Raw genomic sequence first — 20,594 nt, 5'->3', positions numbered from 1 at the left:
ACTGCCGGGGTTAATTATTCCGCCCCCTCATCGCCACCCGGCTTAGCCAGGATCACTTCAACCTGATGGGTTTTCAGCAGGTTTTGCAGCGCCGTACCCGGCAGTTTATCAGTGAACAGGGCTGTCGCCTGCGCCACGCTGCCCATCTCCACCGCGGCCGAGGCCTGGAATTTAGTATGATCGGCGGCGAGCAATATATGACGCGAATGCGCCATCATCGTTTGTGCAACGTTGGCCTCATTGACGTCAAATTCCAGCAGCGCACCGTCACTCTCAATGGCGCCCATGCTGGTGACGAGATAATCCGCCCGGAAACTGGCCACAAAGGCCGTGGTCACCGGACCAATAATGCCACCATTGTGTGGGCGCAACGTGCCGCCGGGCACCATGACTTCAAACTGGGGGCATTTATACAGAATATGTGCCACCCGCAGGCTGTTGGTGATAACCCGCAGATGCTTATGGTTCATCAGGGCGCGGGCCACATGCTCCACGGTGGTGCCAATCGTAATAAACACCGTGGAACCATCAGGAATGTAGTCAGCGATGGCGTCAGCGATAGATCGTTTTTCATCGGTTTGTGAGACTTCGCGCTGTTCAAAGGCGGTATTGACCACGCTGGATGCGCGGCCTGCGCCGCCATGATGACGGGTAATCAATCCCTGTTCGCTGAGTTTGCGAATGTCGCGGCGTACCGTTTGCGTCGACACATCCAGTAGCACCGCAAGTTCATCAATATTCATGTAGCCACGTTCGGCGATCAGGCTGAGTAAACGATCGTGGCGAGGATTACCGGTTACGTCCGTAAGGATCATGAGCTGCTCTCTGAAGACCACTTTGGCTGTCAGTTTAACCATTAACTGACATAAAAGAACAGGTTTGCTCATAATCGGGAATACCGGCCCGGCCACCCGGGCGCGTACATTTTAAGGCCGCGACAGCGCTGGCAAAGCGCACCGCTTCCGCCACGGCGGGCTTTTGGGCCAGCCTGAATGCCAGTGCGCCATGAAAAACATCGCCGGCACCGGTCGTGTCGACCACCCTGACATGAAAAGCTGGCTGATGCTGTAATGTGCCCGCATCAAGCCAGAGGCAACCCTGAACGCCTTGTGTCACATAGACATGGCCTTTTGTGAGCATTTGTGCTTTTTTCAGCGCACTGGCGTCACTTTCCATACCGGTCAGACGCTGCAAACCGGGTGCGGAAAACGCCGCGTGGTCGCTCAGCGTTACCAGTTCAGCAATGTTTTGTGGCGTCACATCGCCATCCAGAATGGTGGGAACGCCGGACCTGCGTGCCAGCGTAAAGGCGCATTTTGCGCCCTGATGCCAGCGGACATCCGCCAGCACGGCATCCCACTGAGAAAAATCGATTTCCGTTAGCCAGTCGGCCTCGTCGGGTAAATCCGGGCTGGGATAGTTGGCGATGATACGTTCGCCTTCAGCATCCACAAGAATGGCAGATTGCGAGGAGCGGGCAGCGTTAAAAATCTTTGTATAACGTGTATTTACGCCGTAACTGTTTAACTCGGACAGCAGCCTTTTCCCGGTGTCATCGTCCCCGACCCGGCCAATAAAATCTACCTGCGCACCCAACTTTGCAGCCGCGACGGCTGCCGTGGCCGCCGGGCCACCGCCGACTTCCCGATAGTTGCTGGCGACATATTTTCCGCCCTGATGCGGTAACGTTTCCAGGTACCAGATGCGATCCAGTACGGTGATCCCTACACAAGCTATGCGCGTCATCACTCTTCCTCAGACATTTTCTCGTGCTGTCATTTTAATTTCATCAAATGTTTTAAAAGTGACACCTGTCAATTTTTTGACCTTAAATTACAAATATGATCCGAAAAAGACAGTAAAAATCATATATCGGACAAAATGTGACATTCATCGGGTTTGGGAGAGCGGTATGGCGGAAGTAGCGTTTATTGGACTGGGGCAAATGGGGGCGCCGATGGCGAGCAATCTGCTTAAGCAGGGCTATCAGCTCAGGGTGTTTGACGTCAATCCCGAGGCGGTTGCCAGGTTAGTGGAAAAAGGCGCACAGGCTGCCCGTTCTCCAGCCGAGGCCGCCGAAGGGGCTGAATTCGTTATCACCATGCTGCCCAATGGCGATTTGGTGCGCGCTGTCCTGTCAGGTGATCAGGGCGTCTGTACCACGCTGTCGCCTTCGGCACTGGTGATCGATATGTCGACGATCCATCCGCTACAGACCGACCAGATGATTAACGAGATGCGGGCGAGCGGCTTCAGCATGATGGACGTGCCGGTTGGGCGTACATCCGATCATGCTATCGCCGGCACGCTGTTGCTGCTGGCAGGCGGAACACTGCAACAGATTGAGCGGGCAAAACCGCTGCTGTTGGCCATGGGAAATGAGGTGGTGGTGGCTGGCGGACCGGGCATGGGGATTCGCGTCAAGCTGATTAATAACTACATGAGTATCGCCCTGAATGCGCTCTCTGCAGAGGCGGCGGTGCTGTGTGAAGGGCTGGGGCTGCCGCTGGACGTTGCGCTACAGGTCATGAACGGCACGCCAGCAGGGAAGGGGCACTTCACCACGACCTGGCCAAATAAGGTGCTGAAAGGCGACCTGTCACCGGCCTTTATGATCGATCTGGCTCATAAAGATCTGGGCATCGCGCTGGATGTGGCTAACCAGCTGCATGTGCCCATGCCGCTCGGGGCCGCCTCACGTGAGGTTTACAGCCAGGCGCGCGCCGCCGGACGCGGACGTCAGGACTGGACCGCCCTTCTCGAACACGTGCGCGCCAGCGCAGGCCTCTCACCTTCGACAACCCCTTGTGACGCTTAATCAGAGGAAAGCACATGACTCATTACACCCTTAAAGACATCGCCCGGCCATCAGGTGGTTTCGCCATGCTGGCTGTGGATCAGCGTGAAGCGATGCGGCTGATGTTTGCCGCCGCGGGTGCGCCACAGCCGGTCAGCGATCGGGTTCTGACCGAATTCAAAGTGAATGCCGCCAGCGTGTTATCGCCTTATGCCTCCGCCATCCTGGTGGATCAGCAATTTTGCTTTCAGCAGATTGTGGAGCAGCGGGCTGTGTCGCCCGGTTGCGGCATCATTGTCGCGGCGGATGCGTTTATCCCGGGCAACGGCATTCCGGTTGACAGTGTGGAGATTGATCACCGCGTCGATCCTCAGGCCGTCAAGCGTGACGGGGCAAAGGCGCTCAAGCTGCTGGTGCTGTGGCGCAGCGATGAAGACGCACAGCAGCGGCTCGATATGGTGAATACCTTCACTGCGCGCTGTCACCGCCATGGTCTGCTCAGCATTATCGAACCCGTTGTCAGACCGCCGCGCCGGGGCGATCGCTTCGAACGCGAGCAGGCGATCCTCGCTGCAGCGAAGGAACTGGGTAACAGCGGAGCGGATCTTTATAAGGTGGAAATGCCGCTGTACGGCAAAGGTTCACAAGCCGACCTGCTGACGGCCGCGCAGAAACTTAACGATTTGATCATGATGCCGTGGGTCATCCTCTCCTCTGGCATTGACGAAAAATTATTCCCACGAGCCGTCAGAGTCGCCATGCAGGCGGGTGCCTCCGGATTCCTGGCGGGCCGCGCAGTCTGGTCTTCGGTTATTGGTTTGCCCGATACCGACCTGATGCTGCGGGATATCTCTGTTCCCAGACTGCAACGGCTGGGCGAGATCGTAGATGAAATGATGGCGAAACGTTAATAGGGAGAAGCAGATGAAATGGTTTAACACCTTAAGCCACAATCGCTGGCTCGAACAGGAAACCGATCGGATTTTCAGTTTTGGCAAGCATGCGGCGGTGCCAACCGGATTTGGCTGGCTGGGTAATAACGGTCAGGTCAAACCCGATAAGGGAACGCACCTGTGGATTACCGCCCGCATGTTGCACGTCTATGCGGTGGCGGCCTCAATGGGGCGGCCCGGGGCTTATCAACTGGTTGAACATGGTATCAATGCGTTAAACGGTGCGCTTCGCGATAAAAAATATGGCGGCTGGTACGCCTGCGTCAACGATGAAGGCGTTCTCGATGCCTCCAAGCAGGGCTACCAGCATTTTTTTGTATTGCTGGGCGCCGCCAGCGCCGTTACCACCGGCCATCCGGCGGCACGTCCATTGCTGGATGAGGCGATCAAGGTCATTGAACGTTACTTCTGGAGTGAAGACGAGCAGATGTGCCTGGAATCCTGGGACGAGGCATTCAGCAAGACCGAAGACTACCGGGGAGGGAACGCCAATATGCACGCCGTTGAAGCGTTCCTGATCGTGTATGACGTCACGCACGATAAGAAATGGCTGGATCGCGCGCTGCGCGTCACGTCCGTAATCATCCATGATGTCGCGCGTCAAAATAATTACCGCGTGAATGAACACTTTGACACGCACTGGACGCCACTGCGCGATTACAACAAAGACAACCCTGCCCACCGCTTCCGTGCTTATGGTGGCACGCCCGGCCACTGGATTGAGTGGGGGCGACTGATGCTGCATCTGCACGCCGCGCTTGAAGCGCGCTTTGAAACCCCACCGGCCTGGTTAGTGGAAGATGCCAAAGGGTTATTTCACGCCACCCTGCGTGATGCCTGGGCGCCCGATGGCGCAGACGGTTTCGTTTATACCGTGGACTGGGACGGCAAGCCCGTGGTGCGCGAGCGGGTACGCTGGCCTATCGTCGAAGCGATGGGAACCGCCTATGCGCTGTATACCGTCACCGGTGAGGCGCAATACGAAGTCTGGTATCAGAAGTGGTGGGACTACTGTATGACCTACCTGATGGACTTCGAAAACGGTTCCTGGTGGCAGGAACTGGATTGCGAAAACAAGGTGACGACCAAAGTCTGGGACGGCAAACAGGATATCTATCACCTGCTGCATTGCCTGGTCATCCCACGCCTTCCGCTGGCACCGGGCCTGGCTCCCGCTGTCGCCGCCGGATTACTGGACTGTAACGCAAAATAATTCCAAAACAGACGGGAGTACCAGCTATGCACAGCAGCGGAAAAACCCTTGTACTGCGGGCCGGAGACTATCAGGCCACCCTTGTCACCGTGGGCGCGGGTCTGGCTGAACTGACATACGCAGGTCAGCATCTGGTGCTCCCCCATTCCCCTGAAACCCTGCCGCTGGCGCACATGGGGAAGGTACTGATTCCCTGGCCCAATCGCGTCGCGAAGGGCACCTGGTACCATAACGGTAAATGGCTTCATTTACCGATCAACGATCACGAAGGGGGAACCGCCATTCACGGTTTGCTGGCGTGGCGTGACTGGCAGATTGCGGAATATACCGACAGCACAGCGAGGCTGACAATCTTTTTACCGCCCAGCTACGGGTATCCGTTTGCCCTGGTTTCAACGGTGACGTACCGGCTGGATGCCATGCAGGGCCTGCAGGTGACGCTCGACAGTCAAAATACAGGACGTGAACCTGCTCCTTATGGCGCAGGTGCGCACCCGTATCTGACCTGCAACAGAATGCCGCTGGACGAGTGCCTGCTCACGTTGCCTGCCGCGATAGCGCAAGGCGATTTCCTTTCCCCACGTCTGCTCGGCGCAACGCAAATTGATGACAGCCTTCGCACAGGCACGGACGGCCAGCAGTGGGAAGTGCGCCTGACCAGCCGGAAGCCGTCCCTTTCTGTTTACTTACGTAGCGATCAGCCCTGGCTGCAAATTTACACCGGCGAAAAACTGGGCCGCACCGGGCTGGCAACCGAGCCCATGAGTTGCCCGCCTGATGCGTTTAACTCCGGCGTTGATCTGGTCTGGCTCGCACCGCAGGCGACGCATCGGCTGGCCTTCACCCTTGGCTGCGATCGCCCCGGATAAAGATCATCTTACCGCCTTACCCTACAACTAAGAGGCCAGTATGCACTTACAACATCTTGAAACGGCAGGGGTAAAACTCACTGCCACTGATAACGGCTTTTCACTGGTTTATCACGGCCGCGTTATTCTGAGCCACAGCCCGGAAGCGCCCTGTCTGTGGATGGGGCACGGTCGGGCCGACATTAAAATGTTTCGTGGCAACTTCAGTATCAAAGATCGGCTGAATGAAAAGCTGGCCCTGACTGAGGCCACCATGACGTCGCAGGCCGACTGTTGGCACATCCGTTTCTCGCGCGGCAACGTCATCAGCGCCACGCTGACGGTTGGGCTGGATGCCGGCGGGCGTTTACTGCTCACGCTAAATAATGACGCCGACAGTCATAACCGCATCTGGCTACGGCTGGCAGCGCAGCAGGCTGATCACATCTACGGCTGCGGCGAACAGTTTTCCTGTTTTGACCTGCGCGGGAAACCGTTCCCGCTCTGGACCAGTGAGCAGGGCGTCGGACGGAATAAAAACAGTTATGTTACCTGGCAGGCGGACTGCGCGGAGAATGCCGGCGGCGATTATTACTGGACGTTTTTCCCTCAGCCCACCTTCGTCAGCAGCCAGAAGTATTACTGCCATGTGGACAACAGCGGCTACATGAATTTTGACTTCAGCGCACCCGATTATCACGAACTGGCGTTCTGGGAAAACCGCGCGACGTTACGCTTTGAATGCGCCGACAGCTATATTGCGCTGCTGGAAAAACTGAGCGCCTTGCTGGGCCGCCAGCCTGAATTGCCTGACTGGGTTTACGATGGCGTGATTCTGGGCATTCAGGGCGGCACCGACGTGTGTCAGCAGAAGTTAGACAAGATGCGTCAGGCGGGTGTGAAGGTTAACGGTATCTGGGCTCAGGACTGGTCCGGTATTCGCATGACGTCGTTTGGCAAACGTGTCATGTGGAACTGGCAGTGGGACAGCGAACTCTATCCGCAACTGGATACACGCATTCAGCAATGGAAAGCCGAAGGCGTCCAGTTTCTCTCTTATATCAATCCTTATGTCGCCAGCGATCGCCCTCTGTGCGACGAGGCCGCCCGGCACGGCTATCTCACCAAAACGGCTTCCGGTCAGGACTACCATGTTGAATTTGGTGAGTTCTATGCGGGCGTTGTCGATCTGACTCATCCTGATGCTTATAACTGGTTCAAAGAGGTTATCAAACAAAATCTGATCGGCCTGGGCTGTGGCGGCTGGATGGCGGATTTTGGCGAATATCTCCCAACCGATACGGTTCTGCATAACGGTGTCCATGCCGAGATTATGCATAATGCCTGGCCCGCGCTGTGGGCAAAATGTAACTACGACGCGCTGGCAGAAACCGGCAAGCTCGGCGAAACGCTCTATTTTATGCGCGCGGGTTATACCGGCAGTCAGAAATACGCTGTGATGATGTGGGCCGGGGATCAAAACGTTGACTGGAGTCTGGACGATGGCCTCGCGTCGGTAGTGCCTGCCGCCTTGTCGCTGGCAATGAGTGGGCACGGTTTGCATCACAGTGACATTGGTGGCTATACCACGCTCTACGGCATGAAACGGAGCAAAGAACTGCTGCTGCGTTGGTGTGATTTCAACACCTTTACGCCCATGATGCGCACCCATGAAGGTAACCGTCCCGGCGATAACTGGCAGTTTGACAGCGATGACGAAACCATGGCGCATTTTGCCCGTATGTCGACGATCTTTACTTCCTTAAAGCCTTACATCAGGCAGGCGGTGGCGCAGAATGCCCGCAGTGGTCTGCCTGTTATGCGGCCGCTTTTCCTGCACTATGAAGCGGATGCCCGCACTTATTCGCTGAAATACCAGTACCTGTTTGGTCGTGATTTGCTGGTCGCGCCAGTGTATGAAGAGGGCCGCCACGACTGGACGCTCTATCTGCCGGAGGATCGCTGGATAAACCTCTGGACCGGTGAAGCGGCCAGCGGTGGCGAGATCACGGTGGCCGCACCGCTTGGCCAGCCGCCCGTCTTTTACCGGGCTGAAAGTGAATGGCAGGCGTTATTTGCCTCGTTACGGCTGATCGACAGTGCCGGTTCGACGCGATAAAGGAGAAAGGGTATGGATTTCTTCACGCTTTTTACTCCCGACGGGCTTGAGCTGAGTATTGAGGTTGTCTGCATCATCATCGCCATCATGTTCCTGTATACCTTCATCGGTATCTGCGCAGGCTTTGGTGGCGCGCTGGTGACGATGCCGCTGATCACCTTGTTGCTGCCGGTCAAAATGGCGGCACCTATGTCGGTCATTGTCGGGACAGCCACCGCGTTATATGCGACCTGGTTGTCACGTAACGAAACCCACTGGCGATCTGCGCTGGTGCTTATCCTGTTCTCCTTTGCCGGCATTCCCCTGGGGATTTATGCGCTCGCCAGTTTCCCGGACAACATCATGAAAACCGGGCTGGGCACTTTCCTGATCCTGTACGCGTTTTACAGCCTGTTTGTTCCTCGTCTGCCCGTCTGTGACAAAAACTGGCTAGTGGTGCCGACGGGCATCATCGCCGGCGCTCTGGGGTCGGCTTTTGCGACCAACGGCCCGCCGGTAGTGATTTATGGCATGTTGAGAAATCTGGCTCCGGCGGCGTTTCGTGGCACGCTCAATGCGTTTTTTACCGCCAGTAACATCGCCATTATTGGCGGCCTGACGACCAGCGGCATCTTAACGCTGTCAACCGTCAAGCTGGTGCTGTTCTGCGTGCCCACCATGATCCTGGGCTCGCTGGTGGGCCAGTATGTTCACCAACGCATCTCTGTCAGCACTTTCCGGCTGATGGTGCTCCTGCTGCTGATCGCATCCGGCGCCATGCTGATCAAGGGGGCGTTGGCGATTCCGGCATGGTCGGTACTGGTGCCGGTGTTTGGCCTGCTGGCGATTATGCAGTGGGTATTGGGCAAAAAAGTTGCGGCGATACGCGCGGAAACACAGCAGCAAGCGGAAACACAGCAGCAAAACGCTTCCCCTTCATCCTGAGCAAGGTTACCCGCCAGGCGGGCGGGTAAACCGGAGAACCATCATGAATCAGCAAACTGTATCTTCTGCCGGCGAGCCTGCGACGCTGCGGTTGCCGTTCCGGGAAAAAGTGGCCTATGGCATGGGCGATCTGGGTTCTAACATCCTGTTAGATATCGGGACGCTTTACTTACTGAAGTTCTATACCGATGTGCTGGAGCTGCCGGGAACGTACGGCGGAATTATCTTTCTGGTCGCCAAATTCTTCACGGCGTTTACCGATATGGGCACGGGCATCATGCTGGATTCGCGGCGCAGGATTGGCCCGAAAGGGAAGTTCCGGCCGTTTGTCTTGTACGCCGCGTTTCCGGTCACGCTTTTGGCTGTCGCCAACTTTATCGGCACGCCGTTTGAAATCACCGGTAAAGCGGTCGTCGCCACGGTGTTGTTTATGTTGTATGGCCTGTTCTTCAGCATGATGAACTGTTCGTACGGGGCGATGGTGCCCGCCATCACCAAAAATCCTGATGAGCGCGCCTCCCTGGCCGCCTGGCGGCAGGGCGGTGCAACGCTGGGGTTACTGATTTGTACTGTGGGTTTTGTGCCGGTGATGAACCTGGCAGAAGGCAGCGCGCAGTTCCGCTATATCGCTGCAGCCACACTTTTCTCGGCATTTGGTTTGTTCTTTATGTGGTGGTGCTATGCCGGTGTAAAGGAGCGCTATGTCGAACAGCCGTCTGCCCACCCCACGCAAAACCCGGGCCTGTTAGCCTCCTTCCGCGCTATCGCGGGTAACCGTCCGCTGTTTATTCTCTGTATTGCCAACCTGTGCACACTGGGGGCGTTCAACGTCAAGCTGGCGATTCAGGTCTATTACACCCAGTACGTTCTGAACGATCCCATCCTGCTGTCATGGATGGGCTTCTTTAGCATGGGCTGCATTTTTATCGGTGTCTTTATGATGCCCGGCGCCGTCAGGCGCTTTGGTAAGAAAAAAGTGTATATCGGCGGTTTGCTGATTTGGGTCGTGGGCGATCTGCTCAACTATTGCTATGGGGGCGGTTCCGTCAGTTTCATCGTGTTTTCCTGTCTGGCTTTTTTTGGATCTGCCTTTGTGAACAGTCTTAACTGGGCTTTGGTCTCTGATACGGTCGAATACGGGGAATGGCGGACGGGCGTGCGTTCTGAAGGCACGGTTTATACCGGTTTCACCTTTTTCCGTAAGGTCTCACAGGCACTGGCGGGCTTTTTCCCCGGCTGGATGCTGACCCAGATTGGCTACGTGCCTAACGTTGTCCAGCGCGCCGGTACGGTCGAGGGCCTGAAGCAACTGATGTTTATTTATCCCGGTGCGTTAGCCGTGGTCACGATTGTGGCCATGGGGTGTTTCTACAACCTCAATGAAAAGATGTATGTCCGCATCATTGACGAGATTGACGCCCGTAAGCGTCAGCACTGATTTGGCTCTGTGATAAGGATCCGTTATGAACACAGGTTCTGATCCCTTAACGCTGAAACTGCCTCTGCGTGAGAAGTTTGCTTACGGCATCGGTGATTTCGGCTCCAACCTGATGCTGGCTATCGGGACGCTTTACTTACTTAAGTTTTACACCGATGAACTGGGGATGCCGGCCTGGTATGGCGGCATGATTTTCCTCGTCGCCAAATTCTTTACGGCCCTTACCGATATGTTTACGGGCATCGTGCTGGATTCACGGCGGACAATTGGCGCAAGAGGAAAATTCAGGCCGTTTATCCTGTATTTTTCGCTGCCGGTCGCGCTGGTGGCGGCGGCGCAGTTTGTGGCGCATGACCTCAGCCTGACATGTAAAACGGCTGTCGCCACCGCGCTGTTTATGCTGTTTGGCCTGTTTTACAGTCTGATGAACTGTTCCTACGGGGCAATGGTGCCTGCCATCACCAGGAATCCCACCGAGCGCGCTCATCTTGCCGCCTGGCGGCAGGGCGGGGCCACGTTAGGATTGCTGGTTTGTACCGTAGGCTTTATGCCCATCCAGTCGCTGTTTGTGGGCAAAAGTGCGCTGGGTTATCAGGTGGCGGCTGCCGTCTTTGTCACTGGCGGATTGCTGTGCATGGGGCTTTGCTACAGCGGCGTGAAAGAACGCTATGTCGAGGTCACGCCCGCCCATCACAAACCTGGCGTTGCAACCGCCTTTCGCGCCATCTTTCACAATCCGCCCTTGCGGACGCTGTGCCTGGCGAACCTGTGTACCCTGGCGGCATTCAACATCAAGCTGGCGATTCAGGTTTATTACACCCAGTACGTGCTGAACGATGTCAGTCTGCTCTCCTGGATGGGTTTCTTCAGCATGGGCTGTATTCTGGCCGGTGTGCTGCTGGTGCCCGCTGCGGTGAAACGTTGGGGTAAAAAGCAGGTGTATCTCGGTGGTTTAGTATTCTGGGCTGTCGGCGATCTATGCAATTTTCTCTGGGGCAGCACATCGCTAATGTTCGTCCTGTTCTCCTGTATGGCGTTCTTCGGCACAGCGTTTGTGAACAGCCTTAACTGGGCGCTGGTGCCGGATACCGTCGAGTACGGTGAATGGAAAACCGGTATCCGCGCAGAGGGCGCCTGCTATACCGGCTACACCTTCTTCCGTAAAATCTCTGCCGCCATGGCGGGGTTTTTGCCGGGCCTGATGCTGACACAAATCGGCTATGTGCCGAATGCCCTTCAATCGGATGCCACGCTGGCGGGGCTGCGGCAGTTGATCTTTATCTGGCCCTGTACGCTGGCCATCGCGGCGGCACTGATTATGGGATGGGGTTACAGGCTCAATGAAGCGCGTTTCGCGCGCATTGTCGCGGCCATTAACCAGCGTAAACGGCACGCTCTTGCCCCTGCTGCTATCCCAACGCGCAACGAGGCCTGCGTTCAGGTGACGGGGGCGGAAAAGCCATAAGTTTCTCTGTTAAGACGTGATGGCAGGTAACTGTTTGTCGGTTTTGTGACAGCGGTACAGTACCGGCCATCGCGCATTATGTGTTCACAGGCGCATCACTGCGCACAGGTAAGACAGCCTAACCGGTTGTTTTACATAACCTGACTCGCCATTCTCCCCCTGTTCACTCCCCACTTTGCGGCACCGATCACGCTCAGGTGCAGGATTTCCACTTCGAAACGGAAAAAGTCGTTCTCCACAGCCGCGCGGACTCTGTTTAGTTTGTGATCACGCTGAATGCGTAACGGGATGCAGACGATGAGCACGTGTAATGGAGCGGTAGCGATGAACGCGTCACAAGACGAGCAGCAAACGATTCAGGCCCTGGCGGATCGCGTAATGACCCAGATCGGCGCGCTGTTTGCCGAGCGGTCCATTAAGCCGAATGCGGTACAGCTGCAAATGCTGGCTTCGCATGTCCGCGCAATGGCATTGCGATCGGTAACCGGTGAAGGGCTGCCGGAGGTGGAGGCGGATCTGTTCGATGAGATCTCGCCAGCGTCAATGGCACTGGCGCAGCAGGTCGTGGATCTGTTTGGCAATTTACCGCCGGAAGAAGCCTGGCTGCTCTCCGTCCACTTTGAAGTGGCTAAGAACGACTGATTTTCACCACCATGAGAGGTACAGACATATGGTAACCGTAGTAATAGGCGATCGATTAGGTAAAGGACAGAAAGTGGCGGCCGGCGTTGAGAAAGCGGGCGGGCGTGCCGTTGTCGTGCCCGGCGTGGCAGCTGACATGAAGTTGGGCGATGTGATGAAGGCTGAGAATGCCGATTTTGGCATTTCTTTTTGTGGCAGCGGCGGTGCGGGGGCAATTACGGCACAAAACAAGTATGGCTACAAAGCCAAACACGGCATGCGCTCAGTGGATGAAGGTGTGACAGCCATCAACGAAGGCGCCACCGTGCTGGGCTTCGGGTTTATGGATAAAGAAGAGCTGGGTGAACGTCTGGTTCAGGCCTGGCACAAAAAACACGGTGGATAAGGAATGAAAGAGACCTTTACAACCTCGGTAGCCGTAAGCGGCAAAGGCGATACCAAAGCGAAAGCGTTCTCTGATGCGCTCAGCCGGGTGCAGCACGAAGTCCTGCGCAACGCCAACAAGATTTTGCTGCGCATCGAACCCCAGGACGTAAAGGTGGTGCGCGCGCAGGAGCGCGTCAGAACCGAAAAATTTCTTTTCTTTTTCCTGGCACGCGAGCGCAGGCACTTCAGTGTCGATCTGGAGGTCACCATCAACGTGACCTGTCTGGACGGCGATAAAGTTGCGTTCACCCGCGTGTAAGTCAGCCTCAAACAACATAAATAAGGAAAGAGGATGTTTCTCATCATTTTGCTCAAGTCGTTAATCATCGGCGGCCTTGTGGGCGTCGGTGTGGGTGCTGGCGCTGCCCGCATGTTCCACGCGCCAACGACACAAGGTATGGGCGCGTTTCGCACACTGGGTGAACTCAACTCCTGTGAAGGCGATCCCGCTTCTCACTTCTCTTTTGGGTTGGGTTTCTTTTTCAATGCCTGGGCTTCCTCCGTTGCGGCGGGTGCATTCACCCAGGATGTGGATCACCGCATCATTCCCAACTGGGGCGCGGCGGCCATCATGGTCAAAAACCGCAACGTCGCGCAAACGCTGCACGATCCAAAAAAGATGGCTATCGCCTGCGGCATCATCGGCATGGTGGTGGTCGCGTTTTTGAATTCGACGGCCTCTGCCGTTCCGGCGGCCCTGCAGGTTACGGCGGTCAAAGTGCTGGTCCCTGCGGCGAATCTGCTGGTGAACACGGTCATGCCCGTGATCTTCTGGCTGGCCGCAATCGATGCCGGTAAGAAATCGGGCTTCTGGGCCACCATTTTTGGCGGTCTGGCGCAGCTGATTATGGGCAATGCGGTACCGGGTCTGGTGCTGGGAATTTTGATTGGCAAAGGGGTTGAAGAGAGCGGCTGGCACAAAGTGACCAAAGTCATGATGACCGCCATCGTTGCCCTGTTTGTCCTCAGCGCCTTCTTCCGCGGTTTCGATATGAAGATGCTGCAATCCTTCCAGCTCGGCATTCCCGGCTGGCTCGACAGTATTCATAACAGCCTGAGCGGCAAATAACGGAGCGTCTGCAATGGAAGAATCAAACAAAGGTTTCTGGTATGCCGACTGGTCATTCCCCATTTTTGTCGGTTTGCTCTCCTCCGGCGTGTTTGCCGGGACACATATGTACTACCTGTACGGCATTGGAGCGTTTAACGAAGTCGCTTTCGTGTCCATGCTCCGGGCCGGAATCGATACCGGCGTCTATGGGGCGGTGGCTGCGTTCGGAGCCAGCTTCCTGTTCGCCCGCATCATTGAAGGATCGCTGGTCGGGATTCTGGACATCGGTGGTGCGATCCAGACCGGTGTCGGTCTGGGCGTGCCGGCGCTGCTGCTCGGGGCGGGTTTTGTTTTCCCCGTCGCCAACTTTGCGGCTTCGCTGGTCACCGGCCTGATTCTCGGTGTGGCAATCGGTTACGTCATTATCCTGGCACGTAAGTTCACCATCAATCAGAGCAACAGCACGTACGGTGCGGACGTCATGATGGGGGCGGGCAATGCATCAGGCCGTTTCCTGGGACCCTTGATCATTCTGGCCGCGATGGGTGCCTCAATTCCTATCGGCCTCGGATCCTTGCTGGGCGCGCTGGTGTTCTATCTGTGGAATAAACCGATCACGGGCGGTGCGATCCTGGGTGCCATGATCCTGGGCGCGATCTTTCCTGTGGCGATCTGACCCTGTTATCTCCCGATCGGTTCAGGCCGATCGGGGCAGTTAAGGAGGTTCCTGTGTACGATCTGATTCTGCGGCGTGCGCGTTTGCCGGATGAAACCCTGATCGATATTGCGATACGTGACGGCAAGATTGCCGCCACAGGTGAAATCAGCGGCCACGCAACCGTCGAGAAAACGCTGGCAGAAGGCTGTTATCTCAGTGCGGGCTGGATTGATTCGCATGTGCACTGCTATGAAAAATCCCCCGTCTACCACGATCATCCCGATCGGGTTGGCGTGGAAAGCGGCGTCACCTGCGTGGTGGATGCAGGCAGTACTGGCGCGAATGACATTGACGATTTCTGGCAGCGCACCCGAGCGGTGAGCACGCAGGTTTACGCGCTGCTGAATATCGCACGCACTGGCATCATTACCCAAAATGAACTGGCGGACATGACGCAGATTGATCGCCAGGCCATTGCCGACGCGGTAAAACGTCACCCCGATTTTATTGTGGGGCTTAAAGCCCGTATGAGCAGCAGCGTAGTGGGCGAAAACGGCATTAAGCCGCTGGTCCTCGCGAAAGCTATTCAGCAGGAAAACGGCCATCTGCCGCTGATGGTGCATATCGGTAACAACCCACCCAACCTTGATGAGATCGCGGAACTGCTGACCTCGGGTGACATCATCACTCACTGCTATAACGGCAAACCCAATCGCATCCTGACACCCGACGGCGAACTGCGTGCCGCCGTCAAACATGCGCTGGCACGCGACGTACGGCTTGATGTCGGCCACGGCAGCGCCAGCTTTAGTTTCGAGGTCGCGCGTGCGGCCATCGCACGGGGCATTTTGCCTGACACCATCAGTTCGGATATTTACTGCCGTAACCGCCTGAATGGACCGGTTTATACCCTGGCCCATGTGATGTCGAAGTTTTTCAATGTCGGCATGACCCTGCCACAGATTATCGCCTGTGTGACTCACCAGGCAGCCAGCGGCCTGCGTTTACGCCACAAAGGCCGTATTGAGCCCGGCTACGATGCCGACTTTACGCTGTTCACCGTCGCGCAAGAGCCGGTGTCCTTTGTGGATGCGGAAGGGCTGGCGGAACAGGGCGATCGTCACCTGATTCCCCTTGCCGCCATTGTCGCCGGCGAGTGCTGGATTACTGAACAAGGAAAAAAATACCATGTCTTCTCTGTATGAAAAATATGGCCTGAAGCAGGTCATCAACGCCTCCGGTCGTATGACCATACTGGGCGTTTCAACGCCATCGGATGAGGTGATCGATACGGTTAAGTACGGTCTGGCGCACTACTTTGAAGTAAAGGATCTGGTCGATAAAACCGGCGCGTATATTGCTAACCTGCTGAAAGTGGAAAATGCGCTGGTGGTCTCCTGCGCCTCGGCAGGGATAGCCCAGAGCGTGGCCGCCGTCATTGTGAAAGATGATGACTGGCTGCTGGATAATTTACACAGTGCACCGCTGACCGTGCCGCGCGACATCGTGGTGCCAAAAGGGCATAACGTGAACTACGGTGCGCCGGTGGGCAGCATGATCGCGCTGGGTGGGGGCCGGACGGTTGAAGCGGGTTACAGTAATGAATGCTCGGCTCAGCAGCTTTCCGCCGCGGTGACCGATCAGACGGCCGCCATTCTCTACGTGAAGTCACATCACTGCGTACAAAAGAGCCACCTGAGCGTTGCACAGGCCGCAGAAGTCGCACGTAAGCATGGTGTGCCACTGATTGTGGATGCCGCCGCCGAAGAGGACTTGCAGTGTTACTACCAGGCCGGTGCCGATCTGGTGATCTACAGCGGCGCCAAAGCGATTGAAGGCCCAACCAGCGGCCTGGTTATCGGTAAGCACCAGCTTGTTGAGTGGGTAAAGCGCCAGAGCAACGGCATTGGCCGCACCATGAAAGTGGGCAAAGAGGGGATTCTGGGGCTGACGCAGGCCATTGAGTCCTATCTGACTCAGCCGAAAGTGACCGGCGCACAGATGGTAGAAAAAATGACGCCCTTTATTAACAACCTCAATGGGCTGGACGGCGTAACTGCGCGCGTCGTCTGGGATGCGGCCGGACGCGATATTGCACGCGCCGAAATACACTTTGATGAAGCCAAAATTGCGCGTCAAACCGGCGATCTGGTTCAGGCATTGAAAAACGGTGATATCGCCATTTACTTCCGTGGCTACAAAGCGAATGAAGGCATTATCGAAGCCGACGTGCGTAGCGTCAGCGCTGAGCAGCTGCATATCATTTTTACCCGTATTCAGGCGCTGATAACCGGAGAACACTAATGACGCTTACCCCTGATTTTTATCAAGACCGGCTGTGCCTCAACGTGCTGGCCGGCTCAAAAGAAAATGCGCGCGCTATCTGGCAGGCGGCAGAAGGGCACGTTCTGGTCGGTGTGCTATCGAAGAATTACGCCAGTCATGACGCCGCAATCGCGGATATGCGCGACTATGCTGCGCTGATCAATAATGCGCTCTCGATTGGCCTGGGCGCGGGCGATCCCCGGCAGTCACGCATGGTCAGCGAGCTGGCCGCTGAGCTACAGCCTCAGCATGTTAACCAGGTCTTTACCGGCGTTGGCACCAGCCGGGCGCTGCTTGGCCAGTCGCAAACGGTGGTGAACGGCTTGATCTCGCCGACAGGGACGCCAGGAAAAGTAAAAATTTCGACCGGTCCGCTCAGCTCACAGCGCAACGACGGCATCGTGCCCATCGACACCGCGATCGCCATGCTGATCGATATGGGCGGCAGCTCGGTAAAATATTTCCCCATGGGCGGTCTGGACAGGGTGGAAGAATACCGCGCCGTGGCGGAGGCCTGTGCACAGCAGGATTTTTGGCTGGAGCCGACAGGCGGGATCGATCTGGCAAATTTTAGCGAGATCGTAAAAATTGCGCTGGATGCGGGCGTCAGCAAGGTGATCCCGCATATTTACAGTTCGATCATTGATCAGGCCAGCGGTGAAACCCGCGTGGATGACGTCAAACAGCTTCTGGCAATGAGCAAGTCCTTGCTGGCCTGACGTAGGTTGTGCGCTGGCGCAGAAAACTGTGGCCGGCGCGCCCTTTCCTGGACGTACAGCCGCGTTTCCTGCACTCTGTGAGTGTTGCTCTTTTCTCCATTCAGTCAGGTAAACCGACGTGAGATTTCCTAATCAGCGCCTTGCGCAACTGTTTGACGCTTTGAAAAACGAAACCTTGCCTCAGGACGAGCTGGCCCGGCGCTTTGCCGTGTCAACGCGTACCGTACGCACGGATATCACCGCCCTGAATGCCTTACTGGAAAAGCACGGCGCGCAGTTTGTGTTGAATCGCGGGGCCGGTTATCAGCTTAAAATTGCCGACGCGCAGCGTTTTACTATTCTCCAGCAGCAAACGCGTGCGCCTCTCCGGGTGCCGCGTACCTCTCAGGAGCGGATCCGCTATCTGCTGGTGCGCTTCCTGACCGCCGCCTATTCGCTGAAGCTGGAAGCGCTGGCAGAAGAATGGTTTGTCAGCCGCGCGACCTTGCAGAATGACATGGCCGACGTACGTGAATGGCTCGGACGCTACCAACTCAGCATTGAAAGCAAACCGCACCACGGCATGAAACTGTTTGGCAGCGAGGTGGCGATCCGCACCTGCTTAACCGATCTGTTGATCGAGATCGATCAGTCGCAGCCAGACAGCCCGCTGATCACGCCGGAATCCCTGGAAGGGGGCCTGCTGGAAAGTCTGGAACCGTGCCTGCAACGCTGTTTTGCCCAGCACCATATCCGTCTCAGTGACGAAGGTGAACGCTATTTACAGTTTTACTGTGCGGTAGCGGTCCGGCGCATCAGCGAAGGTTATCCGGTTAACGATCCCGCGGACACGGAACAGATGGACGATGCGATACGCGACGCGGCACAAACCCTGATTCACTCGCTGCTGCCGCTTATCGGCAAGCCCGTTTCGCCGGCGGAGGAGAGCTGGCTACAGGTTAATATCGCTGCCCGGCGCATTCAGGACAGCGCACCCAGCACGATCAATGCGGATGACGCGGATGCGCTGGTCGACTATCTGCTCAGCTTTATTAACACACACTACTATTACGATCTGCAGAACGATCCTCAGTTGCGTGCCGATCTGCTCACCCATATTAAAACCATGATCACGCGGGTGCGTTATCAGATCCATATTCCCAATCCCCTGTTAAGTAATATCAAGCAGCACTATCCGATGGCCTATGACGTAACGCTGGCGGCGGTTTCCAGTTGGGGCAAATATTCGCCTTACGTCATCAGTGAGAATGAAATTGGCTTCCTGGTGCTGCATATTGGCGTCGGGCTGGAGCGCCATTACAACGTGGGCTATCAACGTCGCCCTCAGGTGCTGCTGGTGTGCGACAGCGGGAATTCCACGCTGCGCATGATTGAAGCGATGCTGCTGCGAAACTATCCCCAGTTGCAGGTAACCCAGTGCCTGTCTCAGCGCGAATACGAAGCGCGTCAACGTATTGAAGAAGACTTTGTCATCTCTACCGCGCGGGTCAGCGAAAAAGAAAAACCGGTGGTGGTGGTGGCGCCGTTCCCGACCGAATTCCAGCTGGAACAGATTGGTAAGCTGGTGCTGGTGGATCGTACCCGCCCCTATATGTTGGAGAAATTTTTTGATGCCCGGCATTTTCGGATTGTTGATGCGCCCATGAGCCAGTCGGATCTGTTCCGGTTATTATGCGATCAGCTTGAGAATGAAGGGGTGGTGGATGAGGCTTTCTTTGCATCCGTGGAGGAACGCGAAGCCATTGTCAGTACCATGCTGGGCGAGGGCATTGCGCTACCGCACTCGCTGGGGCTCATGGCCCGGGAAACGGTCGTCTACACCGTGCTGGCTCCACAGGGTATTCCGTGGGGCGACGATACGGCTTACGTGATTTTTCTGCTGGCAATCAGTAAAAGCGAGTATGAAGAAGCCATGGCAATTTATGACCTTTTCGTCACGTTTATGCGTGAGCGGGCGATGACGCGCCTGCGCGACAGCACTGACTTCAGCAGTTTTAAAACCGTGGCGCTGGACTGTCTGAGTCGGCTGTAAGTAGGGGCAAGGTGGGCTGGATAGCGTCCAGCCCGTTATCAGTGTTTCTTTGCTAACAGGCGGGGGATTTCGCGCAGGCACCAGGCTTTCGCTTCGCCCATACTGTCACGACGCCAGGCCATGATGATGTCCACCTCGCGAGAATATTCCGGGCTGACGACCCGTAACCGCCCCTCCGCGATATCCTGCTCTACCATGTTATAGGGCATGGTCGCCACGCCTAAACCGGCCAGAAGCGCACGCCGCTTATCGTCCATTGTACTGACGGTCAGGCGTTGCTGTTTATCCAGCAGCTGTACGGTCAACACCGGCCTTTCGCGTGCGGTATCGGCCACGGCAATCCCCCGATATTTTACCCGGGTGACCTCTGAAAGCGGCTCGGGTTCGTTATGAATAGGATGGTCAGGGCTGGCGACATAAACGCTGACGATGCTGTAGAGTTTGCGGGTATTGATCTCAGTTGAGGCGCGAAAGTGCATATCCGGTGCGATAACGATATCTGCCCGCCCCTGTTCCAGCCTTTCCCAGGCACCTGCCAGCACTTCTGTCATAATGGATATCTGGGTGTTAGCCTTGTCAGCCAGCTTTGTAACCAGCGGGAACAGCGCATCGGTAGGGACAAGGGCTTCGGTCACGATGGTTAACTGCGTTTCCCAACCGCGCGCCAGCGCTTCGGCATCGGTCGTGAGTTTGTCAGCGGCTTCCAGCAACACCCGACCGCGCTCAAGCAGCATGCGTCCGACATTCGTAAACTTTGTGCGATGGCCAGAGCGGTCAAACAGCACCACATCCAGCTCCTCTTCCAGTTTCTGCATGGTGTAACTGAGTGCCGAAGGCACGCGCCCTAACTCATCGGCGGCGGCGGCAAAACTGCCCCGGCGATCGATAGCATCCATCACACGTAAAGCTTCAAGGGTTAACGCACGGTCTTTTGCCATCCTGGTTCTCTGTCAGGAAATTTGAATATGCCCGGCAGATTAACTG

20 protein-coding genes are annotated in these 20,594 nt (G+C 56.3%); 17 read left to right on the top strand and 3 right to left on the bottom strand.

Features of this window, described 5'->3' with window-relative positions; translation table 11 throughout:
* Window positions 1–14: 14 nt before the first annotated feature.
* Complete coding sequence (locus RAC90_RS16705; RefSeq protein WP_133745666.1) at window positions 15–815, bottom strand: DeoR/GlpR family DNA-binding transcription regulator; 801 nt, start codon at window positions 813–815, stop codon at window positions 15–17.
* A gap of 34 nt (window positions 816–849) precedes the next feature.
* A complete protein-coding gene (locus RAC90_RS16700; protein ID WP_054686988.1) occupies window positions 850–1,746 on the bottom strand; it encodes a sugar kinase in 897 nt (298 codons plus the stop codon).
* 166 nt (window positions 1,747–1,912) lie between these two features.
* On the opposite strand from RAC90_RS16700, the gene yihU reads away from it, so the two are divergent.
* From yihU to RAC90_RS16615, 17 genes are all read left to right on the top strand, one after another.
* Window positions 1,913–2,818, top strand: a complete 906-nt coding sequence (gene yihU / locus RAC90_RS16695) for a sulfolactaldehyde 3-reductase (protein WP_054633030.1) — start codon at window positions 1,913–1,915, stop codon at window positions 2,816–2,818.
* Between the two features lie 14 nt (window positions 2,819–2,832).
* The gene (gene yihT, locus RAC90_RS16690) at window positions 2,833–3,708 is read left to right on the top strand and encodes a sulfofructosephosphate aldolase (protein WP_058702679.1); all 876 of its coding nucleotides are present in this window, start codon (window positions 2,833–2,835) and stop codon (window positions 3,706–3,708) included.
* Window positions 3,709–3,721: 13 nt separating this feature from the next.
* Window positions 3,722–4,963 carry a sulfoquinovose isomerase gene (yihS, locus tag RAC90_RS16685; RefSeq protein WP_058702678.1) on the top strand — a complete coding sequence of 414 codons (1,242 nt, stop codon included), beginning with the start codon at window positions 3,722–3,724 and terminating at the stop codon, window positions 4,961–4,963.
* A 26-nt stretch (window positions 4,964–4,989) separates the two neighbouring features.
* Window positions 4,990–5,832, top strand: a complete 843-nt coding sequence (locus tag RAC90_RS16680) for an aldose-1-epimerase (RefSeq protein ID WP_058708633.1) — start codon at window positions 4,990–4,992, stop codon at window positions 5,830–5,832.
* 40 nt (window positions 5,833–5,872) lie between these two features.
* Window positions 5,873–7,930 carry an alpha-glucosidase gene (locus RAC90_RS16675; protein WP_058702676.1) on the top strand — a complete coding sequence of 686 codons (2,058 nt, stop codon included), beginning with the start codon at window positions 5,873–5,875 and terminating at the stop codon, window positions 7,928–7,930.
* A 12-nt stretch (window positions 7,931–7,942) separates the two neighbouring features.
* Complete coding sequence (locus RAC90_RS16670; protein WP_006118334.1) at window positions 7,943–8,854, top strand: sulfite exporter TauE/SafE family protein; 912 nt, start codon at window positions 7,943–7,945, stop codon at window positions 8,852–8,854.
* Window positions 8,855–8,897: 43 nt separating this feature from the next.
* A complete protein-coding gene (locus RAC90_RS16665) occupies window positions 8,898–10,292 on the top strand; it encodes an MFS transporter (RefSeq protein WP_033740007.1) in 1,395 nt (464 codons plus the stop codon).
* A gap of 25 nt (window positions 10,293–10,317) precedes the next feature.
* Window positions 10,318–11,757 (top strand): MFS transporter, encoded by a 1,440-nt coding sequence (locus RAC90_RS16660; protein WP_058702675.1) that lies wholly within the window; start codon window positions 10,318–10,320, stop codon window positions 11,755–11,757.
* A gap of 297 nt (window positions 11,758–12,054) precedes the next feature.
* Complete coding sequence (locus RAC90_RS16655) at window positions 12,055–12,399, top strand: glycine dehydrogenase (protein ID WP_044241509.1); 345 nt, start codon at window positions 12,055–12,057, stop codon at window positions 12,397–12,399.
* Window positions 12,400–12,427: 28 nt separating this feature from the next.
* Window positions 12,428–12,784, top strand: coding sequence for an SFCGS family glycine-rich protein (locus tag RAC90_RS16650; RefSeq protein ID WP_006118330.1), 357 nt, complete (start codon window positions 12,428–12,430; stop codon window positions 12,782–12,784).
* Between the two features lie 3 nt (window positions 12,785–12,787).
* On the top strand, window positions 12,788–13,084 hold the full coding sequence (locus tag RAC90_RS16645) for a DUF4312 family protein (protein WP_033740005.1): 297 nt from the start codon (window positions 12,788–12,790) through the stop codon (window positions 13,082–13,084).
* 33 nt (window positions 13,085–13,117) lie between these two features.
* Window positions 13,118–13,894, top strand: coding sequence for a DUF4311 domain-containing protein (locus RAC90_RS16640; RefSeq protein ID WP_006118328.1), 777 nt, complete (start codon window positions 13,118–13,120; stop codon window positions 13,892–13,894).
* Window positions 13,895–13,907: 13 nt separating this feature from the next.
* Window positions 13,908–14,552, top strand: coding sequence for a DUF4310 family protein (locus RAC90_RS16635; RefSeq protein WP_054633034.1), 645 nt, complete (start codon window positions 13,908–13,910; stop codon window positions 14,550–14,552).
* A gap of 53 nt (window positions 14,553–14,605) precedes the next feature.
* The gene (locus RAC90_RS16630) at window positions 14,606–15,739 is read left to right on the top strand and encodes an amidohydrolase/deacetylase family metallohydrolase (RefSeq protein ID WP_058702674.1); all 1,134 of its coding nucleotides are present in this window, start codon (window positions 14,606–14,608) and stop codon (window positions 15,737–15,739) included.
* Complete coding sequence (locus tag RAC90_RS16625) at window positions 15,723–16,838, top strand: DgaE family pyridoxal phosphate-dependent ammonia lyase (RefSeq protein ID WP_033740001.1); 1,116 nt, start codon at window positions 15,723–15,725, stop codon at window positions 16,836–16,838. Before RAC90_RS16630 ends, RAC90_RS16625 begins: the two co-directional genes overlap by 17 nt.
* Window positions 16,838–17,578 carry a KDGP aldolase family protein gene (locus RAC90_RS16620; RefSeq protein WP_033740000.1) on the top strand — a complete coding sequence of 247 codons (741 nt, stop codon included), beginning with the start codon at window positions 16,838–16,840 and terminating at the stop codon, window positions 17,576–17,578. Before RAC90_RS16625 ends, RAC90_RS16620 begins: the two co-directional genes overlap by 1 nt.
* Before the next feature lie 118 nt (window positions 17,579–17,696).
* Entirely contained in the window at window positions 17,697–19,610 is a 1,914-nt protein-coding gene (locus RAC90_RS16615; protein WP_110268771.1) for a transcription antiterminator, read from the top strand.
* Between the two features lie 38 nt (window positions 19,611–19,648).
* Here the strand turns inward: RAC90_RS16615 and RAC90_RS16610 are convergent, their stop codons facing one another.
* The gene (locus tag RAC90_RS16610) at window positions 19,649–20,548 is read right to left on the bottom strand and encodes a LysR family transcriptional regulator (protein ID WP_033739998.1); all 900 of its coding nucleotides are present in this window, start codon (window positions 20,546–20,548) and stop codon (window positions 19,649–19,651) included.
* Window positions 20,549–20,594: the final 46 nt, after the last annotated feature.

The sequence above is a fragment of the Pantoea sp. CS_6 genome (genome assembly GCF_041954745.1).
GTDB classification, from domain to species: Bacteria; Pseudomonadota; Gammaproteobacteria; order Enterobacterales; family Enterobacteriaceae; genus Pantoea; species Pantoea stewartii.
This window is presented reverse-complemented; position numbering and strand designations above follow the sequence as displayed.

What these genes read in the sequence shown, in the direction of transcription:
- yihU (WP_054633030.1), top strand. Translation starts at nt 1,913, where the DNA reads ATGGCGGAAGTAGCGTTTATTGGACTGGGGCAAATGGGGGCGCCGATG.
- RAC90_RS16610 (WP_033739998.1), bottom strand. Translation starts at nt 20,548, where the DNA reads ATGGCAAAAGACCGTGCGTTAACCCTTGAAGCTTTACGTGTGATGGAT.
- RAC90_RS16640 (WP_006118328.1), top strand. Translation starts at nt 13,118, where the DNA reads ATGTTTCTCATCATTTTGCTCAAGTCGTTAATCATCGGCGGCCTTGTG.
- RAC90_RS16665 (WP_033740007.1), top strand. Translation starts at nt 8,898, where the DNA reads ATGAATCAGCAAACTGTATCTTCTGCCGGCGAGCCTGCGACGCTGCGG.
- RAC90_RS16645 (WP_033740005.1), top strand. Translation starts at nt 12,788, where the DNA reads ATGAAAGAGACCTTTACAACCTCGGTAGCCGTAAGCGGCAAAGGCGAT.
- yihS (WP_058702678.1), top strand. Translation starts at nt 3,722, where the DNA reads ATGAAATGGTTTAACACCTTAAGCCACAATCGCTGGCTCGAACAGGAA.
- RAC90_RS16650 (WP_006118330.1), top strand. Translation starts at nt 12,428, where the DNA reads ATGGTAACCGTAGTAATAGGCGATCGATTAGGTAAAGGACAGAAAGTG.
- RAC90_RS16620 (WP_033740000.1), top strand. Translation starts at nt 16,838, where the DNA reads ATGACGCTTACCCCTGATTTTTATCAAGACCGGCTGTGCCTCAACGTG.
- RAC90_RS16705 (WP_133745666.1), bottom strand. Translation starts at nt 815, where the DNA reads ATGATCCTTACGGACGTAACCGGTAATCCTCGCCACGATCGTTTACTC.
- RAC90_RS16635 (WP_054633034.1), top strand. Translation starts at nt 13,908, where the DNA reads ATGGAAGAATCAAACAAAGGTTTCTGGTATGCCGACTGGTCATTCCCC.
- RAC90_RS16680 (WP_058708633.1), top strand. Translation starts at nt 4,990, where the DNA reads ATGCACAGCAGCGGAAAAACCCTTGTACTGCGGGCCGGAGACTATCAG.
- RAC90_RS16625 (WP_033740001.1), top strand. Translation starts at nt 15,723, where the DNA reads ATGTCTTCTCTGTATGAAAAATATGGCCTGAAGCAGGTCATCAACGCC.
- RAC90_RS16670 (WP_006118334.1), top strand. Translation starts at nt 7,943, where the DNA reads ATGGATTTCTTCACGCTTTTTACTCCCGACGGGCTTGAGCTGAGTATT.
- RAC90_RS16675 (WP_058702676.1), top strand. Translation starts at nt 5,873, where the DNA reads ATGCACTTACAACATCTTGAAACGGCAGGGGTAAAACTCACTGCCACT.
- RAC90_RS16655 (WP_044241509.1), top strand. Translation starts at nt 12,055, where the DNA reads ATGAGCACGTGTAATGGAGCGGTAGCGATGAACGCGTCACAAGACGAG.
- RAC90_RS16660 (WP_058702675.1), top strand. Translation starts at nt 10,318, where the DNA reads ATGAACACAGGTTCTGATCCCTTAACGCTGAAACTGCCTCTGCGTGAG.
- yihT (WP_058702679.1), top strand. Translation starts at nt 2,833, where the DNA reads ATGACTCATTACACCCTTAAAGACATCGCCCGGCCATCAGGTGGTTTC.
- RAC90_RS16700 (WP_054686988.1), bottom strand. Translation starts at nt 1,746, where the DNA reads ATGACGCGCATAGCTTGTGTAGGGATCACCGTACTGGATCGCATCTGG.